Raw genomic sequence first — 17,392 nt, forward strand, 5'->3', positions numbered from 1 at the left:
GACACCCCCGCCACGTGCACGCCGACACCCCGGTCAATCGGAGCGATGTGACAACGCCATCACCCCGTGACCGGAGGACCGGACCATGTCCAACCCCTACCTCGCCTCGCTGCGCGAGCGTTACGACGGGCTGCGCGAGGGCATCGCGGGCCTGCAGACGCGGGCCGCCGAGGAGAAGCGCGACCTCACCGAGGACGAACTGCGCAGCATCACCGAACAGGCCGAGCAGGCCAAGGCCCTGGCCACCCAGATCGAGGACCTCACCGAGATCGAGACCCGCAACCGCAAGGTCGCCGAGCTGGGCGCCCAGCTGCTCACCACGACCACGGGCCAGGACGGCCAGGACGGTGAGGACACCACGCAGTCCCGCTCGCTGGGCGCCGCGCGCACCCAGGACCGCGACCCGGGCCACTACACCCGATCCAGCCAGCACAGCTTTTTCGGTGACCTCTACCGCTCCCGCGTCTTCGGCGACGAGGTCTCCAGCCGGCGCCTGCACGAGCACACCCGGGCCCTGGACACCGGCACCGAGGGTGTGGGTGTGGTGCCGCCGAGGTGGATGACCGACGAGTTCGAGACCCTCGCGCGGCAGGGCCGGGCGCTGGCCAACGCGGTGCGCAACATCCCGCTCGGCGACGACCCCCGGCCGATCACGCTGCCCAAGCAGACCGCGGGCACCGACAACGTCGTGGCCGAGCAGGCCAACGAGAACGACCCCGTCGATGGCACCGACGCGTGGGACTCCGATGTGGACCTCGTCGCGCCGAAGCCGACCGCGGGCAAGCAGACCGTGTCCCGGCAGATGCTGGACATGTCCAGTCCCGCGATCGACATGCTGATCTACGGCGACCTGATGAGCGTCTACAACCTCAAGGTCGAGCAGAAGGTCGGCGGCGCGGTCATCGCCGCGGCCGGGGCGCCGGTCACCGCGTTCGCCACCGAGGCCGAGTTCGCCGCCGACGCCGCGGCGATCGACGCGGTGATCGACACCTCGATCGCGGTGCGCAACGCCCGCAAGCTCGGCGCCAACGTGGTCGCGATGACGGTCAACCGGTGGGGCAAGTTCAAGAAGCTCAAGGACGCCAACAACCGGCCCCTGATTCCGGTGTCGACCTACGGGCCGCAGAACGTGGCCGGTATCGGCTCAGTCAACGTCGACGGCGTGATCGAGGACCTGGCGGCGGTGGCCACCGACGCCATCGGTGACGGCGTCACCTACCCCGAGTCGGTGGTGGCGCTGCGCTCCACCGACACGCTGCTGTTCGAGTCGAACCTGCTGCGGTTCCGGTTCGAGGAGCAGGCCGGTCCCGAGTCGGTCGTGCTCGGCATCTGGGGCTACACGGCAGTGATCGTGCGCCAGGCGGGCAAGTCGGTGAAGCGGTTCCAGATCACTGCGGCGAGCGTCTGATCATGGCGTGGCCGCCGACGCTGGACGCGCTCAAGGACGACCTTGGCAGCGAGTACAAGCAGGGCAGCGACCGCGCTGACAGCCAGCTCGAACGCTGCCTGGACGCCGCGGTCAGGTTCGTGCAGCGGGTGCGGCCGTCGTTCGACTACGACGGCGACCCGCTGTCCGACCTGCCCGCACCGACGCCGGACCTGGAGCTGGGCACGATCCGCTTGGCCGGGCGGTGGTACATCCGCCGCCGCTCACCCGACGCGCTCATCGCGATGGGTGAGCTCGGGTCGGCGCGGGTGCCCAGCTTCGACGCGGACATCGACCGGCTGCTCGGCATCGGCCGTTTCCGAGGGGCGGTGTTCGCATGAGTAGCAGCGTCGCTGAAGCCGCGCGGCGGCTGCTGGCCGCCGTGGAGACCGTGGACGAGCTGCGGGTCTACCGCGCCCCGGGCGCCAACGTCGACCCGCCGGCCGGGTTCGTCGGGCCGCCGCGGCTGCAGTGGGAAACCGGCTGCCCGGAGCCGACCACCGCCACGTTCGTCGTGATCGTGATGGTCGCGTCGAACGAGCGCGTGCTGGAGCAGCTGTGGGAGCTGGTGCCGCGCGTGTCCGAGGCCGTCGACGAGCTGCTGCCCGAGGCCGCGGTCACCACCGCTCTCCCGAACATGTTCACCACCGGCAACGGCACCGAGCTGCCGTCGTACGAGATCACCGTGGAGGTGAGCCTGTAATGGCAGCGCACAACAGGCGACTCAAGCAGATCCTGTTCACCATCGGCGCGGTGTCGTTCCAGTGCCAGATCCGCACCTGGAACCTCGACCCAGGGGTGCAGGACGGTGACCGGCAGTACACCTACTGTCCGGACGGCGCGTTCATCGAGGACACTGACGACGAGCCGACGCTGGAGCTGACCGCGTTCAGCGACTGGCGCTCGGAAGGGTTCAGCGACTTCCTGTGGTCGCACGCCAACGAGGTTGTCGACTTCGTGCTCGACCACCACCCCGACATTCCCGGCGAGCACGTGCGCTGGACGGGCAAGGTCAAGATCAAGCCGGGCCCGGTCGGCGGGGACGTGCGCACCACCGAGATCACCGAGGTCACGCTGCCGATCATCGGCACGCTGGGCGACGGCCTCGACTACGAGAGGGTGGCCTGAACATGGCACGCGAGATCGTGGTGACGCAGAACGTGGTCGACGAGGGCCTCAACCCGGTGTTGACGGCCCCGACGATCGACGGTGACGTGATCGACACCGGCCGGGTGCTGCTGTGGGTGGACAACGCGGGCGTGGCCGCGCGCACGGTCACCATCCTCACCCCGGTCACCGTGGACGGCCTGGAGCTGGAGGACCTGGTCGTCACCGTGCCGGCAGGTGAGCAGCGGCTGATCGGTCCACTGCGGCCCTCGACGTTCGGGCGGCCGGTCGGCTCCCCGGACGCTGGAAAGGCCTATGTGGACTACGACGACGTGACCGACGTGGTGAGGGGAGTGTTCGGCCTGTGATCGAGTTCAAGGTCCGGCCCGAGGGTGGCGAGCTGTTCGAGGTGACCGCGACCACGCGGGACATCCTGAGCTGGGAGAAGGTCACCAAGGGCGCCTCGCTCAAGCAGCTGATGGAGAACCTGCACACCGCCGACCTGTACAAGGTGGCGCACTTCGCGGCGAAGCGTCAGCAGCTGTTCACCGGGTCGCTGCAGGAGTTCGAGGAGACCTGCGATCTCGAGTTCGAGATCGAGGAGGAGGGGCAGGACCCTACCCCGTCGGCACGCTGAGCCGCACGCTCGTCGCTCTCGCCGTCGAGACGGGCATCCCGGTCAGCGTCTGGGCCGACGAATCCGACCGCGACATCATCACCGCCGTCCATCTGCTGGAGGAGAAGGAAAAGGCCGCCTCACGGGGCAAGGGCAGATCCGCCGACCGTGAGCCCGGGGCCGGAGGCCCGACAGGAGACATGCAGCTGTCGGGCTAGCCGCGATCCGGGAGGTGACAGGGAATGGCCGCCAAGCAGGGACTCACGGTCAACCTGTACATCTCCGGGTTGCGGCCGACGCTGGCGGCGTTCCGCGAACTGCCGAAGGACGCCAACAACGAGCTGCGGGACCGGTCGCGGGAGCTGGCCGAGACGCTGGCCGGGCGGATCCGCACCGCGGCGCAGGCCGAGGGCGGCCAGGCGGCGTTGCTGGCGCGCACGGTCAAGGCGCAGCGCGACCGGGTGCCGGTCGTCTCGGCCGGGGGCACCCGCAAGCTCGGCCGCCACCGGGCACCGGCGTGGGCGCTGCTGTTCGCCGCCGAGTTCGGCATGAACAAGCGCTCCGGCTGGTATGCGCGCCCGCGCTACCGCGGCTCGTCCGGGCGGCAGTACCCGCCGCATTCCGGGCAGGACGGCTACTGGTTCTTCCCCACCGCCCGCGAGTTCGAGCCCGAGATGGGGCGGCAGTGGCGGCAGGCCGCCGATGCGATCATCCGCCGGTTCGCGGGGGTGGCGTAGATGGCTGCCGGGGAACGCACGATCCGCATCCGCTTCGACGGCAGCGTGCGCGGCCTGGCCCGCGCCGTCAAGGTCGCCACCGCGCAGCTGCAGGGTGTGGAGAAGCGCGTCGGGGCCCTGCGCAAGTCCACCGCCGGGTTCACCCAGGGCGTGAACAGCTCCGTGCGCAGCCTGGTGAAGCTGGCCGCCGTCCTGTCGACTCTGGTGTCGGGGTTGAACATCATCGGCGGCCTCAGCGCTGCGATCGGCGCGATGTCCGGGGTGCTCGGGCTGCTGCCCGCGGCCGGGTTCGCCGCCGCGGGGGCGCTGGCGGCGGTCAAGCTCGGCGCGGACGGGATCACGCGCGCGTTCGAGCGGCTGACCCCCACCCTGGACACGCTCAAGACGCGGGTGTCGGCGACGTTCGAGCGGTCCCTCGCGCCGGCCGTGACCGATCTGCGGGCCGTGCTGCCGCGGCTGACCGGTGGTATCCAGCAGGTCGCGGAAGCGCTCGGTCGTGCGGCGTCGCAGTTCACCGGGATGCTCAACACCGGGGCACGCACCGAGCAGCTGCGGCTCATCCTCGACAACACCGCGCAGATCATCCGCAACCTCGGCGCGTTCCTCGCGCCGGTCGGGGCCGCGTTCATCCGGATCGGCGCGGTCGGCTCGTCGGTGCTGGCCACGATGAGCGACAACCTCGGGGCCGTCGGCGAGCGGTTCAACGCGTTCGTGCAGCAGGCCGCCGACGACGGCCGTCTCCAGGCGTGGATCGAGAACGGCATCGCCGCGTTCCAGCAGCTGGGGCAGATCGTGGGCGACATCGCCGCCGTCGTGCGCGCGGTGTTCCAGGCGCTCAACGACGCCGGGATCGGGCTCGGCGGCACCCTCGGTGTGATCACCGGGCAGATGCGCGCGTTCGTCGAGTCCGCCCGAGGGCAGGAGGCGCTGCGCGCGCTGGCCGAGGCGCTGGGCACCGTCGCCTACGCGGTGGGCACCGTGCTCAACGCCGCGCTCCAGGCTGTCGCCCCGGCCATTCCCGGGCTGGCCTCGGCGTTCGCGCAGCTGGCCACCCAGGTGGCGTCGCTGCTGGTGCCCGCGATCCAGCTGGTCGGGCCGCTGCTGGCCGGGCTGGCGGGGTTCCTGGCGCAGAACATGTCCTGGCTCGGGCCGCTGGCCATCGCGGTGGCCGGGGTGGCCGCGGCGATCCGGGGCGTGACGCTGGCGGTGCAGCTGTGGCGGGCCGCCGTGGTGGCCTACACGGTGGCGCAGTGGGCGCTCAACGTCGCGCTCAGCGCCAACCCCATCGGGCTGATCATCGCCCTGATCGCCGGGCTGGTGGCGGCGTTCGTGGTGCTGTGGAACAAGTCCGCCGCGTTCCGCGGGTTCTTCATCGGGGTGTGGAACGCGATCAAGGCCGCCGTCGCCGCGGTCGTGTCGTGGTTCCGCTCGGCGTGGAACGCGGTGTGGAACTGGCTCACCGGGCTGTGGCGTGGCGCGGGCCGGTTCTTCGGCTCCGTGTTCAACGGCGTCCGCAGCGTCGTCGGCGGGGTGATCACCTGGTTCCGCAACGCCTGGAACGGCGCTGTCAACGCGGTCCGCGGGTTCTTCTCCGGGCTGGCCGGGTTCGCCTCCGGCGTGTGGGACGGCATCGTGTCCGGGCTCAAGGGCGCGCTGAACATCGCGATCGGCATCCTCAACGGACTGATCAACGCCGCGAACTACATCCCCGGCGTGAACATCTCACCCATCCCGCAGCTCGCGCGCGGCGGCACCGCCCGGGCCGGGATGACCTACCTCGTCGGCGAGCGCGGCCCCGAGCTGTTCACCCCGGGCCGCACCGGGCGCGTCACCAACGCCAACACCACCGCCGAAGCCCTCGGCGGTGGGGCGCAGACGCTGCAGCTCACCCTCGACCTCGGCGAGGGCATCCAGCAGGCGTTCGAGATCAAGCTCGACCGCCGCGACCGCGCGATGGTGCGCGCCGTGCGCGCCGGGACAGGGGGTGCCCGATGACGCTGACCGCGACCTACGATGCGCAGCTCTCCCGCGTGCGGCTCTCGGCCGACAGCCTCGGCGGCGCGCTCGCGGTGCGGTTCGAGCGGTCGACCAACCAGGTCACCTGGTCGACGGTGCGCGGGGGCGCGGCCGTGCCGGTCGAGTCCGGGATCGCGGCGCTGGACGACTACGAGTTCGCCGCCGACGTGGTCAACCACTACCGCGCCATCCCCTCGTCGCTGACCGAGGACTTCGAGTCCGACATCCTCGCTATCACCATCGACAACGGCACCTCGGATGCCGAGTGGATACGAAGCAACTCCGACGCATACAGCGGGATCTGGTCGCTGCGCTCAGGCACGATAGTTGGTGACCAGACCTCCGACGCCGTGGTGACCGTGCCCGCCGGGGCCACCACGCTGGACTACCAATACCGGATCTCCAGCGAAGACGGGTTCGACTTCCTGCGGCTGTTCGTCGATGCCGCCGAGGTCACCCCGGCCGCCTCCGGCGAGGTGCCCTGGACCGCCCACGGCACGGTCGACATCACCGGCGCGGCCACCGTCACCTTCCGCTACGCCAAGGATGGGTTCGTATCCGCGGGGCAGGACGCCGCGTGGATCGACCAGCTCGTGTTCGGCGGCTACCCGGTGCAGACCGCCTCGCTGACCCCCGCGCTGTCGAGCGTGTGGCTCAAGTCGATCGCGCGACCATTCCTGAACAGGCCGGTCACGGTCACCGACTGGTCCGACATCGAGCGCCCGTCCCGCAACGGGGTGTTCACCGTCGTGGGCCGCTCGGTGGCGGTCGCGGTCACCGACGTGCGCGGCGGCCGGCAGTACGAGCTCGTGGTCACCACACCCACCCTGGCCGACGCCGACGACCTGGACCTGTGCCTCGCCTCCGGGGATCCAGTGTTCGTGCATGTGCCCGGCGACCCGGACTGTCTGGTGCCGCGCAGCATGTACGCCGTCGTCGGCGACATCTCGATCGAACGCCACTCGGCCAAGACCCGGCGGCGGTTCTTCCGGCTGCCGCTGACCGAGGTCGCCGCCCCCGGCCCGGACGTGGTGGGCGCGACGATCACCTACCAGGGCGTGCTCAACGCCTTCGCCACCTACGAGGCACTGCTCGCGACCGAGCCCACCTACGCCGACGTGCTGGAGCGGATCAGCGACCCGGCCGAGGTGATCGTCCCGTGAGGCCCGTCTCGCCGAAGTTCCTGCGCGTGCTGCGCGGCAGCCACCGGATGCGCGCCCGCGCCCGCATCGTGGCGCCCGGTCAGACCGGCACCGACCCCGCCGGCGTCGAGGTGCCGATCCTGACCGGCAACGTGGTGCTCGACGCCACCGCCGACGTGCGCGCCACCCTCGACCTCATCACGCTCACCGACTGGCCCCGCGGCGCCGGCGGGCTGGTCGCCCCCTACGGCGCCGAGGCGTTCGTCGAGCGCGGCCTGGTCTACGGCAACGGTGACACCGAGTGGGTCAGCCAGGGCTATTTCCGGCTGTATCAGACCGAGCAGCAGGACGTGCCCCGCGGCGCCATCCAGCTCGCCGGACGCGACCGCATGTCCGGCATCGCCGACGCTCGCCTGCTCACCCCGCTCCAGTTCGCGACCGGCACCAGCGTGCGCGAGGTGTTCGAGTACCTCGTGCAGGAGGTCTACCCGACAGCGAGCATCGAGTTCGACTTCGACGCCGACAACGCCACCCTCACGCGCTCTCACATCGCCGAGGAGAAGCGCTACGAGTTCCTGCGCGACCTGGCCACCGCGCTCGGCAAGACGATGTTCTGGGACCACCGCGGCGTGCTGCAGGTCCGCGACGCACCCGACCCGACCCGCCCCGCCTGGGAGGTCAACGGCGGCGAGGGCGGCGTGCTCGTGCAGATGTCCCGCACGCTGACCCGCGAGGGCGTCTACAACGCCGTCGTGGCCACCGGGGAAGCCCCCGACACCGAGAACCCCGTGCGCGCGGTGGCCTGGGACGACAACCCCGACTCCCCGACCTACTGGAACGGCCCGTTCGGCAAGGTCCCCCGCTTCTACAGCTCCCCGTTCGTCGAGACCGTCGAGCAGGCCAAGGCCGCCGCCCGCGCCCTGCTCGTCAAGAGCATCGGCCTGCCCTACAACGTCGACCTCACCGCGATCCCCAACCCCGCCCTCGAACCCCTGGACCCGGTGCAGGTCCGCTACGACAGCGGCACCCGCGCCGAGACACACGTGCTGGAACGCCTCACCCTGCCGCTGCTGGCCACCGAGGCCATGACGGCCACCACCCGCGAACAGACCCTCATCCGAATCGGGGTGACCTGAGCATGGACACCGCACACGAACTGGCCGGGCTCATCGCCATGGCCGGACGGTTCGGCCCCGGCGGCAACCCCGCCTCCGGCGGTGGGGACATCGGCTTTCACCAAGGCGTGGTGACCGCGTGGAACGCCTCGACGGGCGAGAACACCCTCACCGTCGCCGGGGGAGTGGTCAACAACGTGCCCGTACTCACCACCGCCGACTCCATCATGCTCAACGTCGGCGACGTGGTCGGCCTGCTCCGCTTCAAGAGCACGTACTTCATCCTCGGGCGGATCGCCCCACCCGGCGGCGGGGCGGCGATGAGCATGCGCACCGGCGAGCTGTCTGCCACTGAAGGGCTCTCCACCGGCAACAACGACCCCACCGGCACCTGGGTGGACCTGGCCACGGTCGGCCCGGTCGTGCCCGATGTCTACATCGGATCGTCGCGCCGGTGCCTGGTCCTCATCGGCTGCGCGGTGCGGGCGAACAACGCGTCCGGGTTCATGTCGTTCGAAGTCTCGGGCGCCTCGACGATCGCCCCGCCCAAGGCCACCGGACTCGGTGTGAACAACCACCAGAACGGCGGCTCGACGGTCTCGGCGACCACCTCCGCGGCGCGGCTGCTCGTCGCCGAAGACGGCCTCAACGAAGGGTTCAACACCTTCACCGCGAAGTACTGGTACACGGTCAACAACAACGGCACCGGCTGCGAATTCGAAGCCCGCTCGATCACGGTTTTCCCGTTCTGAGAAGGGAAGGACGACATGCCCGCAACCCCGAACTACGGTCTTCCCTACCCGGCGCTGACCGACCCGCCCAACGTCCCGGCCGACGTGCAGGCGCTCGCCGAGGCCGTCGACACCGCGCTCGGCAACACCGACAGCGCCGCCGCCGCGCTCGACACCCGCGTCGACACCCTGGAAAGCGCCGTCACCAAGGGCCGCTGGGAGCGCGTGGCCGTGCTCAACGTCCCGAACTTCGCGGTCACCACCATCACCTACGACACCACCGTGCGCGCCAGCCCGGACGTGACCCTCGATGCCGGCGGGCAGACGTTCACCCTCAACCGGTCCGGCTGGTACCGCATCTGGGCGCGCATCCGCATCAACGGCGGCAGCACCAACGGGACCGACAAGGAACGCCTCCTCTGGGTTCAGCGTGTCTCCGACGGCGTCACGCTCGCCATCGACCAAGGGCCGATGAGCCTGGCCGACACCTACCACAACGCCTACACGGAGATGTTCCTCGCTGCGAGCACACAGTTCCAGGTAAACACCAACCAGCAAGGCACAGTCGCCGTGGACGGCTCGTCCATCGTCCTGACGGTCTGCCGGGAGGGCGACTGATGAGCGAGCCCGTCGTCATCGCGCTGATCACCGCCCTCGGCGCGCTACTGACCGCTGTGCTCGTGGAGATCGTGCGCCGCGAGCGTGCGCAGCGCCGCACCGACGACACGCTGCGGGGCCTGGCCGGGCAGATGAGCCCGAACGGCGGCGCGTCGATGCACGACGCCGTCACAGAGATCCGCCGCGACGTGCGCGAGATCAAGCGCCAGCAGGGCCAGCAGGGCGAGCGCCTGCGGGCTGTCGAGGTCCGCCTGTCCGACCACCTGAACGCGCCGAGGAGCTGACCATGGCCAGCAAGACCTAGTGGGCCCGAGCGCGGGTTCGGCGGCGGCACACAGCCACCTGGCGTCACCCTCGACGAGAACCCGGCCGCCTTATGCCGCGGCGCTACCGCGCGTATCCATGTGTGATCTCGGCCTGCGTGGCCCGAGATTCCATGAGTGGATCAGGGAGTTCGCGAGGTCTCTAAAGTCCGTCGTCGCCAAGGGGTAGTTCAGGATTCGTCCAGGGTCGTCGCTTTTCCTTTGTACGCCAGTGGAAGCTCCAGAAGCTCCGAGGCCAGGTCATTGAGGAAATCGCGGTCTGTCTCGTCGGCCTCACCGGTCAACAACTCGCCCAGTGCCTGCGCGTAGAGCGCAGCCCTCGTGCGGTCGATCACGATCGGTCGACTGACTTCATCGACACCGCCAAGATCAGCGACAAGCGTGTGGTGGTCGATCGGGTTGCCGATCGGGTCCGTGGTCTCGACGGTCACGTAGTCGTCCGGTGAGATCCCTGCAGCACGCGCATGGTCAGCGAACCGGTACAGGTCGCCGAAGGTCACCTTGTCGAGGTCGAGTCTGTGCATGAGGCCCATGGCGGGGTCCTCTCGGTGTGGGGACGGGTATCGAGAGGGTAGCGGGCTGGTCAGGCATCCAGTCGGAATCAAGCCAGCGTGGCGGACCATCCGCAGAGGCAACCCGGCGATTCATGACGACATGGGTCTGCAACGCGCTGCCCGCGTGCGAGCCGCCCCGGCCGACTCCACCCCGCCAGCGCGTTGCCGCTACGTCGACGCAGTTACCCGGCGCTCGTCTCGCGCGTGGAGGGAGACCGCTGGACGAGCACCGTGCCCGCCAAGGCGACCAGCCCAATCCCGACCAGCGACCACGACCACAGACGCCTGGTCGAGATGGCGCTCTCGCACCGCTCCGCGCCCTCGTCGCTGAGCGTGAACGACCCCGTGAACGACGTCGGGTCGGTGTAGGTGGCGCTCCAACCGCTGCCGCAGGGCGTGCCGGAGGCGGTGCTCACCGGGACGGTGAGCCCGGCCAGCCCGATGAAGAGCAGGAGTCCAGCGACGACACCGCTGAACTGGCGAATGGTCATGAGTCCTCCCGGAGCTGTCTACGCACAGAGTCGTCGGTACTGCGCCCACTGTTACGGAGGCTGACAGTCGTAGGGTGCTGGCCTCGGGTCGATGAGCGTGCGGGATACTCTCCGCTCTCCGGCCGGTCGAGGTTCGTATCGCGATGAGGCGGCCAGCGGCGGTCACTCAGGAAGGTGAAGCCACGCGGAAAGCCCCGAACACGCCAACGGCGAGCGGCATGGTCGTCAGGTGAGCCTTCTACCGCTGCCCGAGTACGAGCCGCCGCCGACCGAGACGGGCCCGGCTCTGTCAGGAGTTCGCTGCGACGTCGCTGGCAAGCCGCGCAAGCATGGCTCGGGCCTTGTCAGCTTCGGCGGCGACGGTCCAGAGTTCGTCGATCACTCGGTGATACAGCGCGATGTCGGCGGGGTCCTCGGCAGTGATCTCGGAGTCGATGGTCTCGATGACGACGGCTCGGTCGTCGAGGATCCAGAAGCCGTGCATGGGGATGACGGGCGTGGGGATGCCTTGCGGGACGATGCCGAACCGCACGGTGGATAACCCGCACACGGTGAGCAGCCGGTCGAACTGTGCGGTCATGACCTCGGGGCCGCCGACCGGGTAGCGCAACGCCGACTCGGCCACGAGCAGCTCGATCGACCGGTCCGGGTCGTAGAGGACCTGCTGGCGTTGCATCCGCACCCGCACGGCCTGATCCACGTCGGGGGAGGAGCCATGGAGCCGCGCGTGGATGGCGAGCACGCGGCGGGCGTACTCTGGTGTCTGCACGAGGCCGGGCAGCAGGGCGAACTCGAAGGCGCGGATCTTGCGCGCGGCCAATTCGGTGTCGCGCACCGTTTCCTGCCGCGCGGCGTGCCCGGTGCGCAGCTGGCGGCGCCAGCTCGCCGCTTCGATCCTGATCTCACGGAGTTCGTCGAGCAGTTCGGCCGCCACCGAGTCCGATGCGCCGCTGGCCTCGCACCAAGCGGTCACGTCGGCCTCGGTGGCGGTCTGTGTGCCGGTCTCGATCCGCGACACCCTCGACTGTGGCCAGCCGAGCTGGGCGGCGAACTCCTTGCCGGTCAGGTACCCGGCGCGGGCGCGGAGCTTGCGCAGGCGGTCGCCGAACGCTGCCCGGCGGCGGTCGATGTCCGTCACATGCTCCTCGTCAGCGCAGCTTGGCCAGGTAGGCCTCCAGCGTCACGGCGTGTTCCTGCGCCAGGTCCCGCCACCTGCGGTGCTGCGCCACCGCGTCGGGCTCGGTGATGATCTCGGCGCCGGTCATGCCGTGGCCGCCGAAGTGCATCCGAGCCACGGTCCGGTCATCGAACAGGCAGAAGTCGTAGTCGGGCATGCCCAGCTCGCGAGCGCGGCTCTCGGTCATGATCCGCACGTCCTCGCCTGCGTCGATGTTGGCCGGAACGATAGTCAATCCCCAGCGCTGATACTCGGTGGGCGGCTCGTGGCACAGGCGCACGCGCTGGAACGACCGGCCCGCTGCGGTCGCGGCCCGCAGGATGTCGAGCCAGTCCGCCAGCCAGGCGAGGTCGTCCGGCTCACCCGCCTGCCAGCGACGGAACGGCTCCGCCTCGCCTGGCTCGTGGTAGGCGGGTTGGGCCTCCCAGCGCCACACGCTGCGCTCGAAGTCGGTGTAGAGCTGGTCGAACTGCTCGACCGACACCGCTTCGCCCATCGGCTCAGCGCTCCTGCCGGAAGTAGCTCAGCAAAGCCTTGGGGATCTCGACGGCGGTCTCGTGGTCAGGCAGCCCCCGGCGGCGCAGCTCGGCGAGCGCGTCGGCGTCGGTGACCTTGTAGCCCTGCACCACGTAGGTGCCGCGATCGGTCTCGAACGCGCTCGGGCAGTGGCCACCTTGGGACGTGGTGCCCAGGAACGTCAGCTTCACAGTGCCTCCTCTGTCGGTCGGAACGGATTCGCATCCTGTCTGCATTCGCCGCGCAACGTCAACGTCCGCGCCGGTGGAGCGCGCTTACTCAGTGTGATGTGCCTGCTCCGATCGAGTGCTTATGCACAAGTAATGCAAGTTTGGTGCGTGTATGCATTGCCAATGCAGTCCGTGCGCGCGACGCTGTCCCTCGTGCTGGAGACCCTGACTCCGTGGCCCGCTGTGGGCCTGTTCCTGGCGCTGACGGTGGCGCCCCTGGTCGCCGTTGTCGCTCGCCGTTGGTGGCATCACAGCGTCACAGCCGCCTTGCTCCGCGACCAGTTCCGCCGCCCCATCAAGCCCCCGGCAGGCGCGTCCCGTCCCCCAGCACAGCGCGCCTGCCGGGCTCCAGGCCGGAGGCCGCGCCGGTGAGCACCGAGGCCATCGCCCTCGACCGGCTGGCCGTGCTCCGGGAAGCGGGCTGGCAGTTCCTGCCGGTCATCGACGAGGGCGGTGAGCTGACCGAGCTGCGCGGCGTGCGCGCCTGGCCCACCGGTCACGCCGACGCGTTGCTGGTCCGGGATGCCACCGACGCAGCCGGGTTGCGTTGCGACGCCAACGGCGGTGTGGTGTGGCAGCGCGAAGGCGGCCTGCCCGAGGTGATCGACGGGCTCCTGACCCTGCCGCCGCCGGACGCGCCCGGTGCGCCCCGGCTCGTGCGCGGGCGGGCCCCGAACGGGCTGTGGGTGCCGTAGCTGGCCCCCTGGCTAGTCGGCGGCTAATGTCGAACGCATGTTCGAGAAGCGGGATCCGAAGCCGGGCATGGTGTGGAAGCTGACGCTCAGGGGCGCCGAGAAGATGATCAGCCACCCGGCGCCGTTCTACGCGCGCACGGTGGCCGAGTTGGACTGGGTCGACGGACGGTGGGACCTCACGATCGACGGCTACCTCATCGAGGAAGTGCCGGACCCGATCGACCGAGCCTGACCGCCGGCTTACTCGTTCGGGTAAGCGACAGACTCCAAGGCGGTATGAGCCTTAGTCTGTCGTCAACCGGCCTTCCTAACGAAGCGCCCCCGACTGTGGCTTCTGCCGTGAACGGTTGTCCTGGGGTTCCGTTTCGCGTCGCCCTTCGTCACGAAGCGACCGGTCACAGCGCTACGCGCACGGCTACGTGCGTTGGCAAAGTACTTGTCGGGGTCGCGCAGCATCTCCTCTGCGCGCTTGACTGACGGGCTCTTGTCGATCTTCATCGCGTGAACCTCCGTACGTCTATCGCATCAGCTTTGCGGCTGGTTATCAACGGAGCGAGCCGAAAATCAGGAGGACGGAGGCCCAACCAACTGATCTGTCGCCTTCGCGCTCGACAGGGCCAACGCCAAGATCGATGCGAGCATCTGGACCACGGCCACGTCTTCGTCGGTCAAGCTGCCGGGGTCGTCGGCGTCCACGGTCAACATTCCGTATGGCCGGGTGGACCGCACCGGCACCACCAGGAAGGTCCCGTATTTCGTGCTGGTTGCGCTCGGCTGCCAGTTGCCGGGTTTTTCCTTGCTGAGATCCGGCCATAGCTCGGGGGTATCTCGAATGAGGTTGTTGATCAGTTCGTATCCCCGTCGATTCTTGCTTGTAAAGCTGGTTGACGGCTTGGCGCCCCGTCCGAAGTGCTGGCGCGGGACAAGCTTGATCTCGTCCGGCGTATCGATGACCATCTCGTACCAACAGGCACGCGCCTTGTTGCCGGGATCGCATACCTTCGCGGCGGCGGCAAGGACGAGGCTTATCGCCCCCGCCTTCAACTCGCGACGCTTCTCTGGATCGTCACTGCAGCAGCCTTCCACGACGTACGAGATGACGGGTAGTAGCCCATCTGTCAACGCAAGGCGCATCTCCCCGGCGGACTCGATGACCGCAGTTTCCGCATCCTCGGCGCGTCGCTCCGCCTGCACCGACTTGGCTGCCGGGACAGCAAACCCCGCCAACGCGATCACGGCGAGCAGGCCGGTAACCACCCACCGCCACCAGCCGTCGGTAGCGGTGAGTAGCGTGTTGAGCACAGGTGCAAGGGCGACTGCACCTGCGCCAACCCACAATGATCGCTGGGCAAACCAGGCGGCGACCCGTTCGAGCCGACGATCTTCGGGGTCTTGCACCGTGGTCATGACGTGGAACTCTCCTGCCGTTCGGGCTTCGTTACATTCGCCTGGTGACGTGGCACCCAGCACGCCGCAGAGCAACGGTGAGGGGTGAAGGCGCGTGCGAGAAGCGCAACCCAGTTCACGACGGCAAGGTAGACCAGCACCGGAACGCCCGTCGCCGGAGGTCTGTCCCGCGCGTCCAGGGGTTAGACCGCAAGTTAGGTCGGCGAGACCGAGTTAGGTTTGTAACTCGAAGAGTTACCCACCCTCGCACCCCTGGGACCTGCGAAAAGTTAGGAAGTTAGCCGAGTTACCCCTCGTCTCAGGCCCCACCGAATCCGGCCTGAGAAGGCCGCGACCGGGGGCGGCCGACGACCTAACTCGCGTCACTCGCCGTCCTGGGCACGGTCCGCCAACGCCGCGCGGACGGCGGCCGGGTCGACCGGCCACCGGTTACCCGTCGAGGAGACCTTGACGCCCTCGGCGGCGAGCCGGTTTCGCAGCGCCTTGCCGGTCAGCTTCCGGTATGGCAACCAGTCCGGCGCATGCTGGGCGAGCAACGCGGGCACGTTGGCAGCCGGGACCGGCTCGTCCCCGAGGACGTCGGCCACGTCCTTCAGGAGATCCCGGCTGGTGATCAGGGGTGCCTCGTCGGCGGCCGTGGTGCCGCGCTCCTCCATCGCGGCCACGGCCCGGTCGATGATCGGCGTGATCTGGTCGTTGGTGCGGGACACGTCGATGAAGTACACCTGCACGATGTCGGAACGCTCGCCGGTGAAGCCCTTCACCACGGCGGTGCCCTTGTCGGTGCCCGGGATCAGCTCCGTGGCCCGGTGCCCGGCCGAGTACGCACCCTGACCGAGCAGGGCGTCATTGGCCACGTGGTCGCCCACGGCGAAGGCGATGCCGTTCGAGCAGTTGCGGGTCACGTCGCGGGGCATCGAGTCCTTCGTCGGCGCCTGAGTGGAGACGATGAGGTGGATGCCGCGCTTGCGGCCCAGCCGCACGATGTCGGCCAGCAACCGGGAGATCTCCTTGCCGTAGGTCGGGTGCTGGATGGCCACGTGCGCTTCCTCCAGCAGGCAGAACAGCGGGTGCAACCCCACGTTCTTGCTGGCCAGTTGCCGCGTCACGACCGGTTCCTCGAACCGGATCAGCAGCTCACCCCGGGTCTGCACTTCGGCGTGCAGCTCCCGCAGGTGCGCCAGGATCTCCGCGATCTTCTCGTCCTCGGCACCCATGACGTAGCGGGAGCAGCGGGGCCGGAAGGCCTCGAAGTCGAAGTTGGCGTCGGGCACCCAGATGCGCAGCTCCACCGTGGAGTCCAGGGCGGCCCCGGCCATGATGACCCGGGCGGCGGAGGACTTGCCCTGGCCGGGCATGCCGCCGGTGATGGTGTTGCGCTCCATCAGCGGTGCCGTCACCGGCGTGCCGCGCAGGGTCTTGCCGAAGGGCACCCCCTGGAACACGTCGACCGTGCCGTCCTCCAGCAGCGGGTAGTCACCGGCGCCCTCGGCCAGGGCGCCCTTGTCCGCCACCCACAGGTCGAGGATCCCGGCCTCGGCCCCGGTGGTGGGCCATACCTCCTTGGCCAGCCGGTGCAGGCCGGTGGCCAGGTCGGCGCGGCGACGGGCGATCTTGTCGGCGGTCACCCCGGCTGGCAATCGCACCACCGCGTGGGTGCCGCGTCCGTCCCGGCGGGCCGGGGTGAGGTACTGCAGCGGCAAGCCCTGCTTGACGTAGGTGGTGACCTGCGGGATGCGCAGCGCCTCCAGGGCGCGGGCGATCGTGGTCTCGTCGATGACGATGTCGTCGGCCTCGCGAGCAGTCGCCAGCCAGCCCGGCGGCCGTCCCCGGCGGCGACCTTCCCGCCACGCCGCCAGGAGGGTCAGCAACGGCGCGACCATCACCAACGGAGTCCAAACAAATGCGACGGCCGCGATGACCCAGCGGATGACGTTGAGGGTCCCGACCAGCACGGCGGTGAAGCTGCCCTCCCCGGACAGCTGGACGAACAGGCCGACCACGAGCACGAGGGCCACCAGCGCCGCCAGGCTGCCGAGTACTGCCTTGGCGACTCCGGCGAGCATCTCGGGCAGGTCCTTCAGCCGGTCGTGCCGAGCCTCGGTGGCCCGCTCCTTGCGGTCGACCCACTCCGCCAGCAGCTCCTGGTTGCCGGAGGCCTCGGCGGCGCGGATCTGCCGCCGGTAGAGCCCCAGGGTGGAGGCGTCCCAGGCGCGCTTGGCCCAGGACTCGAAGCCCTGCGTCACCGTCAGTCCGTGCCGCAGCACCGCCTTGCCCGCCTGGCGCGACCGCTCGGCGCGCACCACCTTCACCACCGTGACCACCGGGGTCGCCACCCGGCGCAGCACCACCTCGCGCACCAGGCTGGTGGTCGGCTCGTCCTCGACGATCTCGCCCTCGATGGCGGCGTCCGGCACCAGCTCCTTGCCCGGTGCCTCCACCAGCTCGGCGCCAGGCTGGTGCTCGCGGTCGTCGTGGTGGGTAGCCATGG

General features: G+C 69.5%; 22 protein-coding genes. 15 read left to right on the forward strand and 7 right to left on the reverse strand.

All coding sequences use genetic code 11. The annotated features are described in order from the left end of the window. The first annotated feature begins 85 nt into the window (after positions 1 to 85). The 13 genes from B0I33_RS12245 to B0I33_RS12305 all read left to right on the forward strand — a co-directional run bounded on the left by B0I33_RS12245 (position 86) and on the right by B0I33_RS12305 (position 9,792). A complete protein-coding gene (locus tag B0I33_RS12245; protein ID WP_106178724.1) occupies positions 86 to 1,408 on the forward strand; it encodes a phage major capsid protein in 1,323 nt (440 codons plus the stop codon). Between the two features lie 2 nt (positions 1,409 to 1,410). Further along, positions 1,411 to 1,767, forward strand: a complete 357-nt coding sequence (locus B0I33_RS12250) for a hypothetical protein (RefSeq protein ID WP_106178725.1) — start codon at positions 1,411 to 1,413, stop codon at positions 1,765 to 1,767. After that, on the forward strand, positions 1,764 to 2,129 hold the full coding sequence (locus tag B0I33_RS12255) for a hypothetical protein (RefSeq protein ID WP_106178726.1): 366 nt from the start codon (positions 1,764 to 1,766) through the stop codon (positions 2,127 to 2,129). Before B0I33_RS12250 ends, B0I33_RS12255 begins: the two co-directional genes overlap by 4 nt. Continuing rightward, positions 2,129 to 2,554, forward strand: coding sequence for a hypothetical protein (locus B0I33_RS12260; RefSeq protein WP_106178728.1), 426 nt, complete (start codon positions 2,129 to 2,131; stop codon positions 2,552 to 2,554). The genes B0I33_RS12255 and B0I33_RS12260 overlap by 1 nt, the downstream gene beginning before the upstream one ends. 2 nt (positions 2,555 to 2,556) lie before the next feature. Next, positions 2,557 to 2,901 carry a hypothetical protein gene (locus tag B0I33_RS12265; protein WP_106178730.1) on the forward strand — a complete coding sequence of 115 codons (345 nt, stop codon included), beginning with the start codon at positions 2,557 to 2,559 and terminating at the stop codon, positions 2,899 to 2,901. Continuing rightward, the gene (locus B0I33_RS12270) at positions 2,898 to 3,170 is read left to right on the forward strand and encodes a hypothetical protein (RefSeq protein WP_106178732.1); all 273 of its coding nucleotides are present in this window, start codon (positions 2,898 to 2,900) and stop codon (positions 3,168 to 3,170) included. The genes B0I33_RS12265 and B0I33_RS12270 overlap by 4 nt, the downstream gene beginning before the upstream one ends. Before the next feature lie 221 nt (positions 3,171 to 3,391). After that, on the forward strand, positions 3,392 to 3,886 hold the full coding sequence (locus B0I33_RS12275) for a hypothetical protein (protein WP_106178734.1): 495 nt from the start codon (positions 3,392 to 3,394) through the stop codon (positions 3,884 to 3,886). Continuing rightward, positions 3,887 to 5,881: a phage tail tape measure protein gene (locus B0I33_RS12280; protein WP_106178735.1), complete on the forward strand. Its 1,995-nt coding sequence runs from the start codon at positions 3,887 to 3,889 to the stop codon at positions 5,879 to 5,881. Continuing rightward, positions 5,878 to 7,065, forward strand: coding sequence for a hypothetical protein (locus tag B0I33_RS12285; protein ID WP_106178737.1), 1,188 nt, complete (start codon positions 5,878 to 5,880; stop codon positions 7,063 to 7,065). Before B0I33_RS12280 ends, B0I33_RS12285 begins: the two co-directional genes overlap by 4 nt. Beyond that, the gene (locus B0I33_RS12290; RefSeq protein WP_106178739.1) at positions 7,062 to 8,180 is read left to right on the forward strand and encodes a DUF5047 domain-containing protein; all 1,119 of its coding nucleotides are present in this window, start codon (positions 7,062 to 7,064) and stop codon (positions 8,178 to 8,180) included. Before B0I33_RS12285 ends, B0I33_RS12290 begins: the two co-directional genes overlap by 4 nt. A gap of 2 nt (positions 8,181 to 8,182) precedes the next feature. Then, positions 8,183 to 8,911, forward strand: a complete 729-nt coding sequence (locus B0I33_RS12295; RefSeq protein WP_106178741.1) for a hypothetical protein — start codon at positions 8,183 to 8,185, stop codon at positions 8,909 to 8,911. A gap of 15 nt (positions 8,912 to 8,926) precedes the next feature. Then, positions 8,927 to 9,508: a hypothetical protein gene (locus tag B0I33_RS12300; RefSeq protein WP_106178743.1), complete on the forward strand. Its 582-nt coding sequence runs from the start codon at positions 8,927 to 8,929 to the stop codon at positions 9,506 to 9,508. Then, positions 9,508 to 9,792, forward strand: a complete 285-nt coding sequence (locus tag B0I33_RS12305; RefSeq protein ID WP_106178744.1) for a hypothetical protein — start codon at positions 9,508 to 9,510, stop codon at positions 9,790 to 9,792. Before B0I33_RS12300 ends, B0I33_RS12305 begins: the two co-directional genes overlap by 1 nt. A gap of 209 nt (positions 9,793 to 10,001) precedes the next feature. Here the strand turns inward: B0I33_RS12305 and B0I33_RS12310 are convergent, their stop codons facing one another. The 5 genes from B0I33_RS12310 to B0I33_RS12330 form a co-directional block, all read right to left on the reverse strand. After that, positions 10,002 to 10,364: a hypothetical protein gene (locus tag B0I33_RS12310; RefSeq protein ID WP_106178746.1), complete on the reverse strand. Its 363-nt coding sequence runs from the start codon at positions 10,362 to 10,364 to the stop codon at positions 10,002 to 10,004. A 203-nt stretch (positions 10,365 to 10,567) separates the two neighbouring features. Continuing rightward, entirely contained in the window at positions 10,568 to 10,876 is a 309-nt protein-coding gene (locus B0I33_RS12315) for a hypothetical protein (RefSeq protein WP_106178747.1), read from the reverse strand. 289 nt (positions 10,877 to 11,165) lie between these two features. Further along, complete coding sequence (locus tag B0I33_RS12320; protein ID WP_106178749.1) at positions 11,166 to 12,014, reverse strand: helix-turn-helix domain-containing protein; 849 nt, start codon at positions 12,012 to 12,014, stop codon at positions 11,166 to 11,168. 10 nt (positions 12,015 to 12,024) lie between these two features. Then, positions 12,025 to 12,549 (reverse strand): DUF6879 family protein, encoded by a 525-nt coding sequence (locus B0I33_RS12325; RefSeq protein ID WP_106178751.1) that lies wholly within the window; start codon positions 12,547 to 12,549, stop codon positions 12,025 to 12,027. A 4-nt stretch (positions 12,550 to 12,553) separates the two neighbouring features. Next, a complete protein-coding gene (locus B0I33_RS12330; RefSeq protein WP_106178753.1) occupies positions 12,554 to 12,760 on the reverse strand; it encodes a hypothetical protein in 207 nt (68 codons plus the stop codon). A gap of 407 nt (positions 12,761 to 13,167) precedes the next feature. On the opposite strand from B0I33_RS12330, the gene B0I33_RS12335 reads away from it, so the two are divergent. Together B0I33_RS12335 and B0I33_RS12340 are read left to right on the forward strand one after the other, a co-directional pair. Further along, positions 13,168 to 13,494, forward strand: a complete 327-nt coding sequence (locus tag B0I33_RS12335) for a hypothetical protein (protein WP_106178755.1) — start codon at positions 13,168 to 13,170, stop codon at positions 13,492 to 13,494. 37 nt (positions 13,495 to 13,531) lie between these two features. Beyond that, on the forward strand, positions 13,532 to 13,726 hold the full coding sequence (locus tag B0I33_RS12340; protein ID WP_106178757.1) for a hypothetical protein: 195 nt from the start codon (positions 13,532 to 13,534) through the stop codon (positions 13,724 to 13,726). Between the two features lie 332 nt (positions 13,727 to 14,058). Here B0I33_RS12340 and B0I33_RS12350 read toward each other — a convergent pair whose 3' ends face one another. Both B0I33_RS12350 and B0I33_RS12355 read right to left on the reverse strand, forming a co-directional pair. Next, the gene (locus tag B0I33_RS12350) at positions 14,059 to 14,901 is read right to left on the reverse strand and encodes a GAF domain-containing protein (RefSeq protein ID WP_106178760.1); all 843 of its coding nucleotides are present in this window, start codon (positions 14,899 to 14,901) and stop codon (positions 14,059 to 14,061) included. Positions 14,902 to 15,263: 362 nt separating this feature from the next. Then, a complete protein-coding gene (locus B0I33_RS12355; RefSeq protein ID WP_181193262.1) occupies positions 15,264 to 17,390 on the reverse strand; it encodes an ATP-binding protein in 2,127 nt (708 codons plus the stop codon). Positions 17,391 to 17,392 lie beyond the last annotated feature (2 nt).

This window comes from Prauserella shujinwangii, assembly GCF_003001955.1.
Taxonomy (GTDB): Bacteria; Actinomycetota; Actinomycetes; order Mycobacteriales; family Pseudonocardiaceae; genus Qaidamihabitans; species Qaidamihabitans shujinwangii.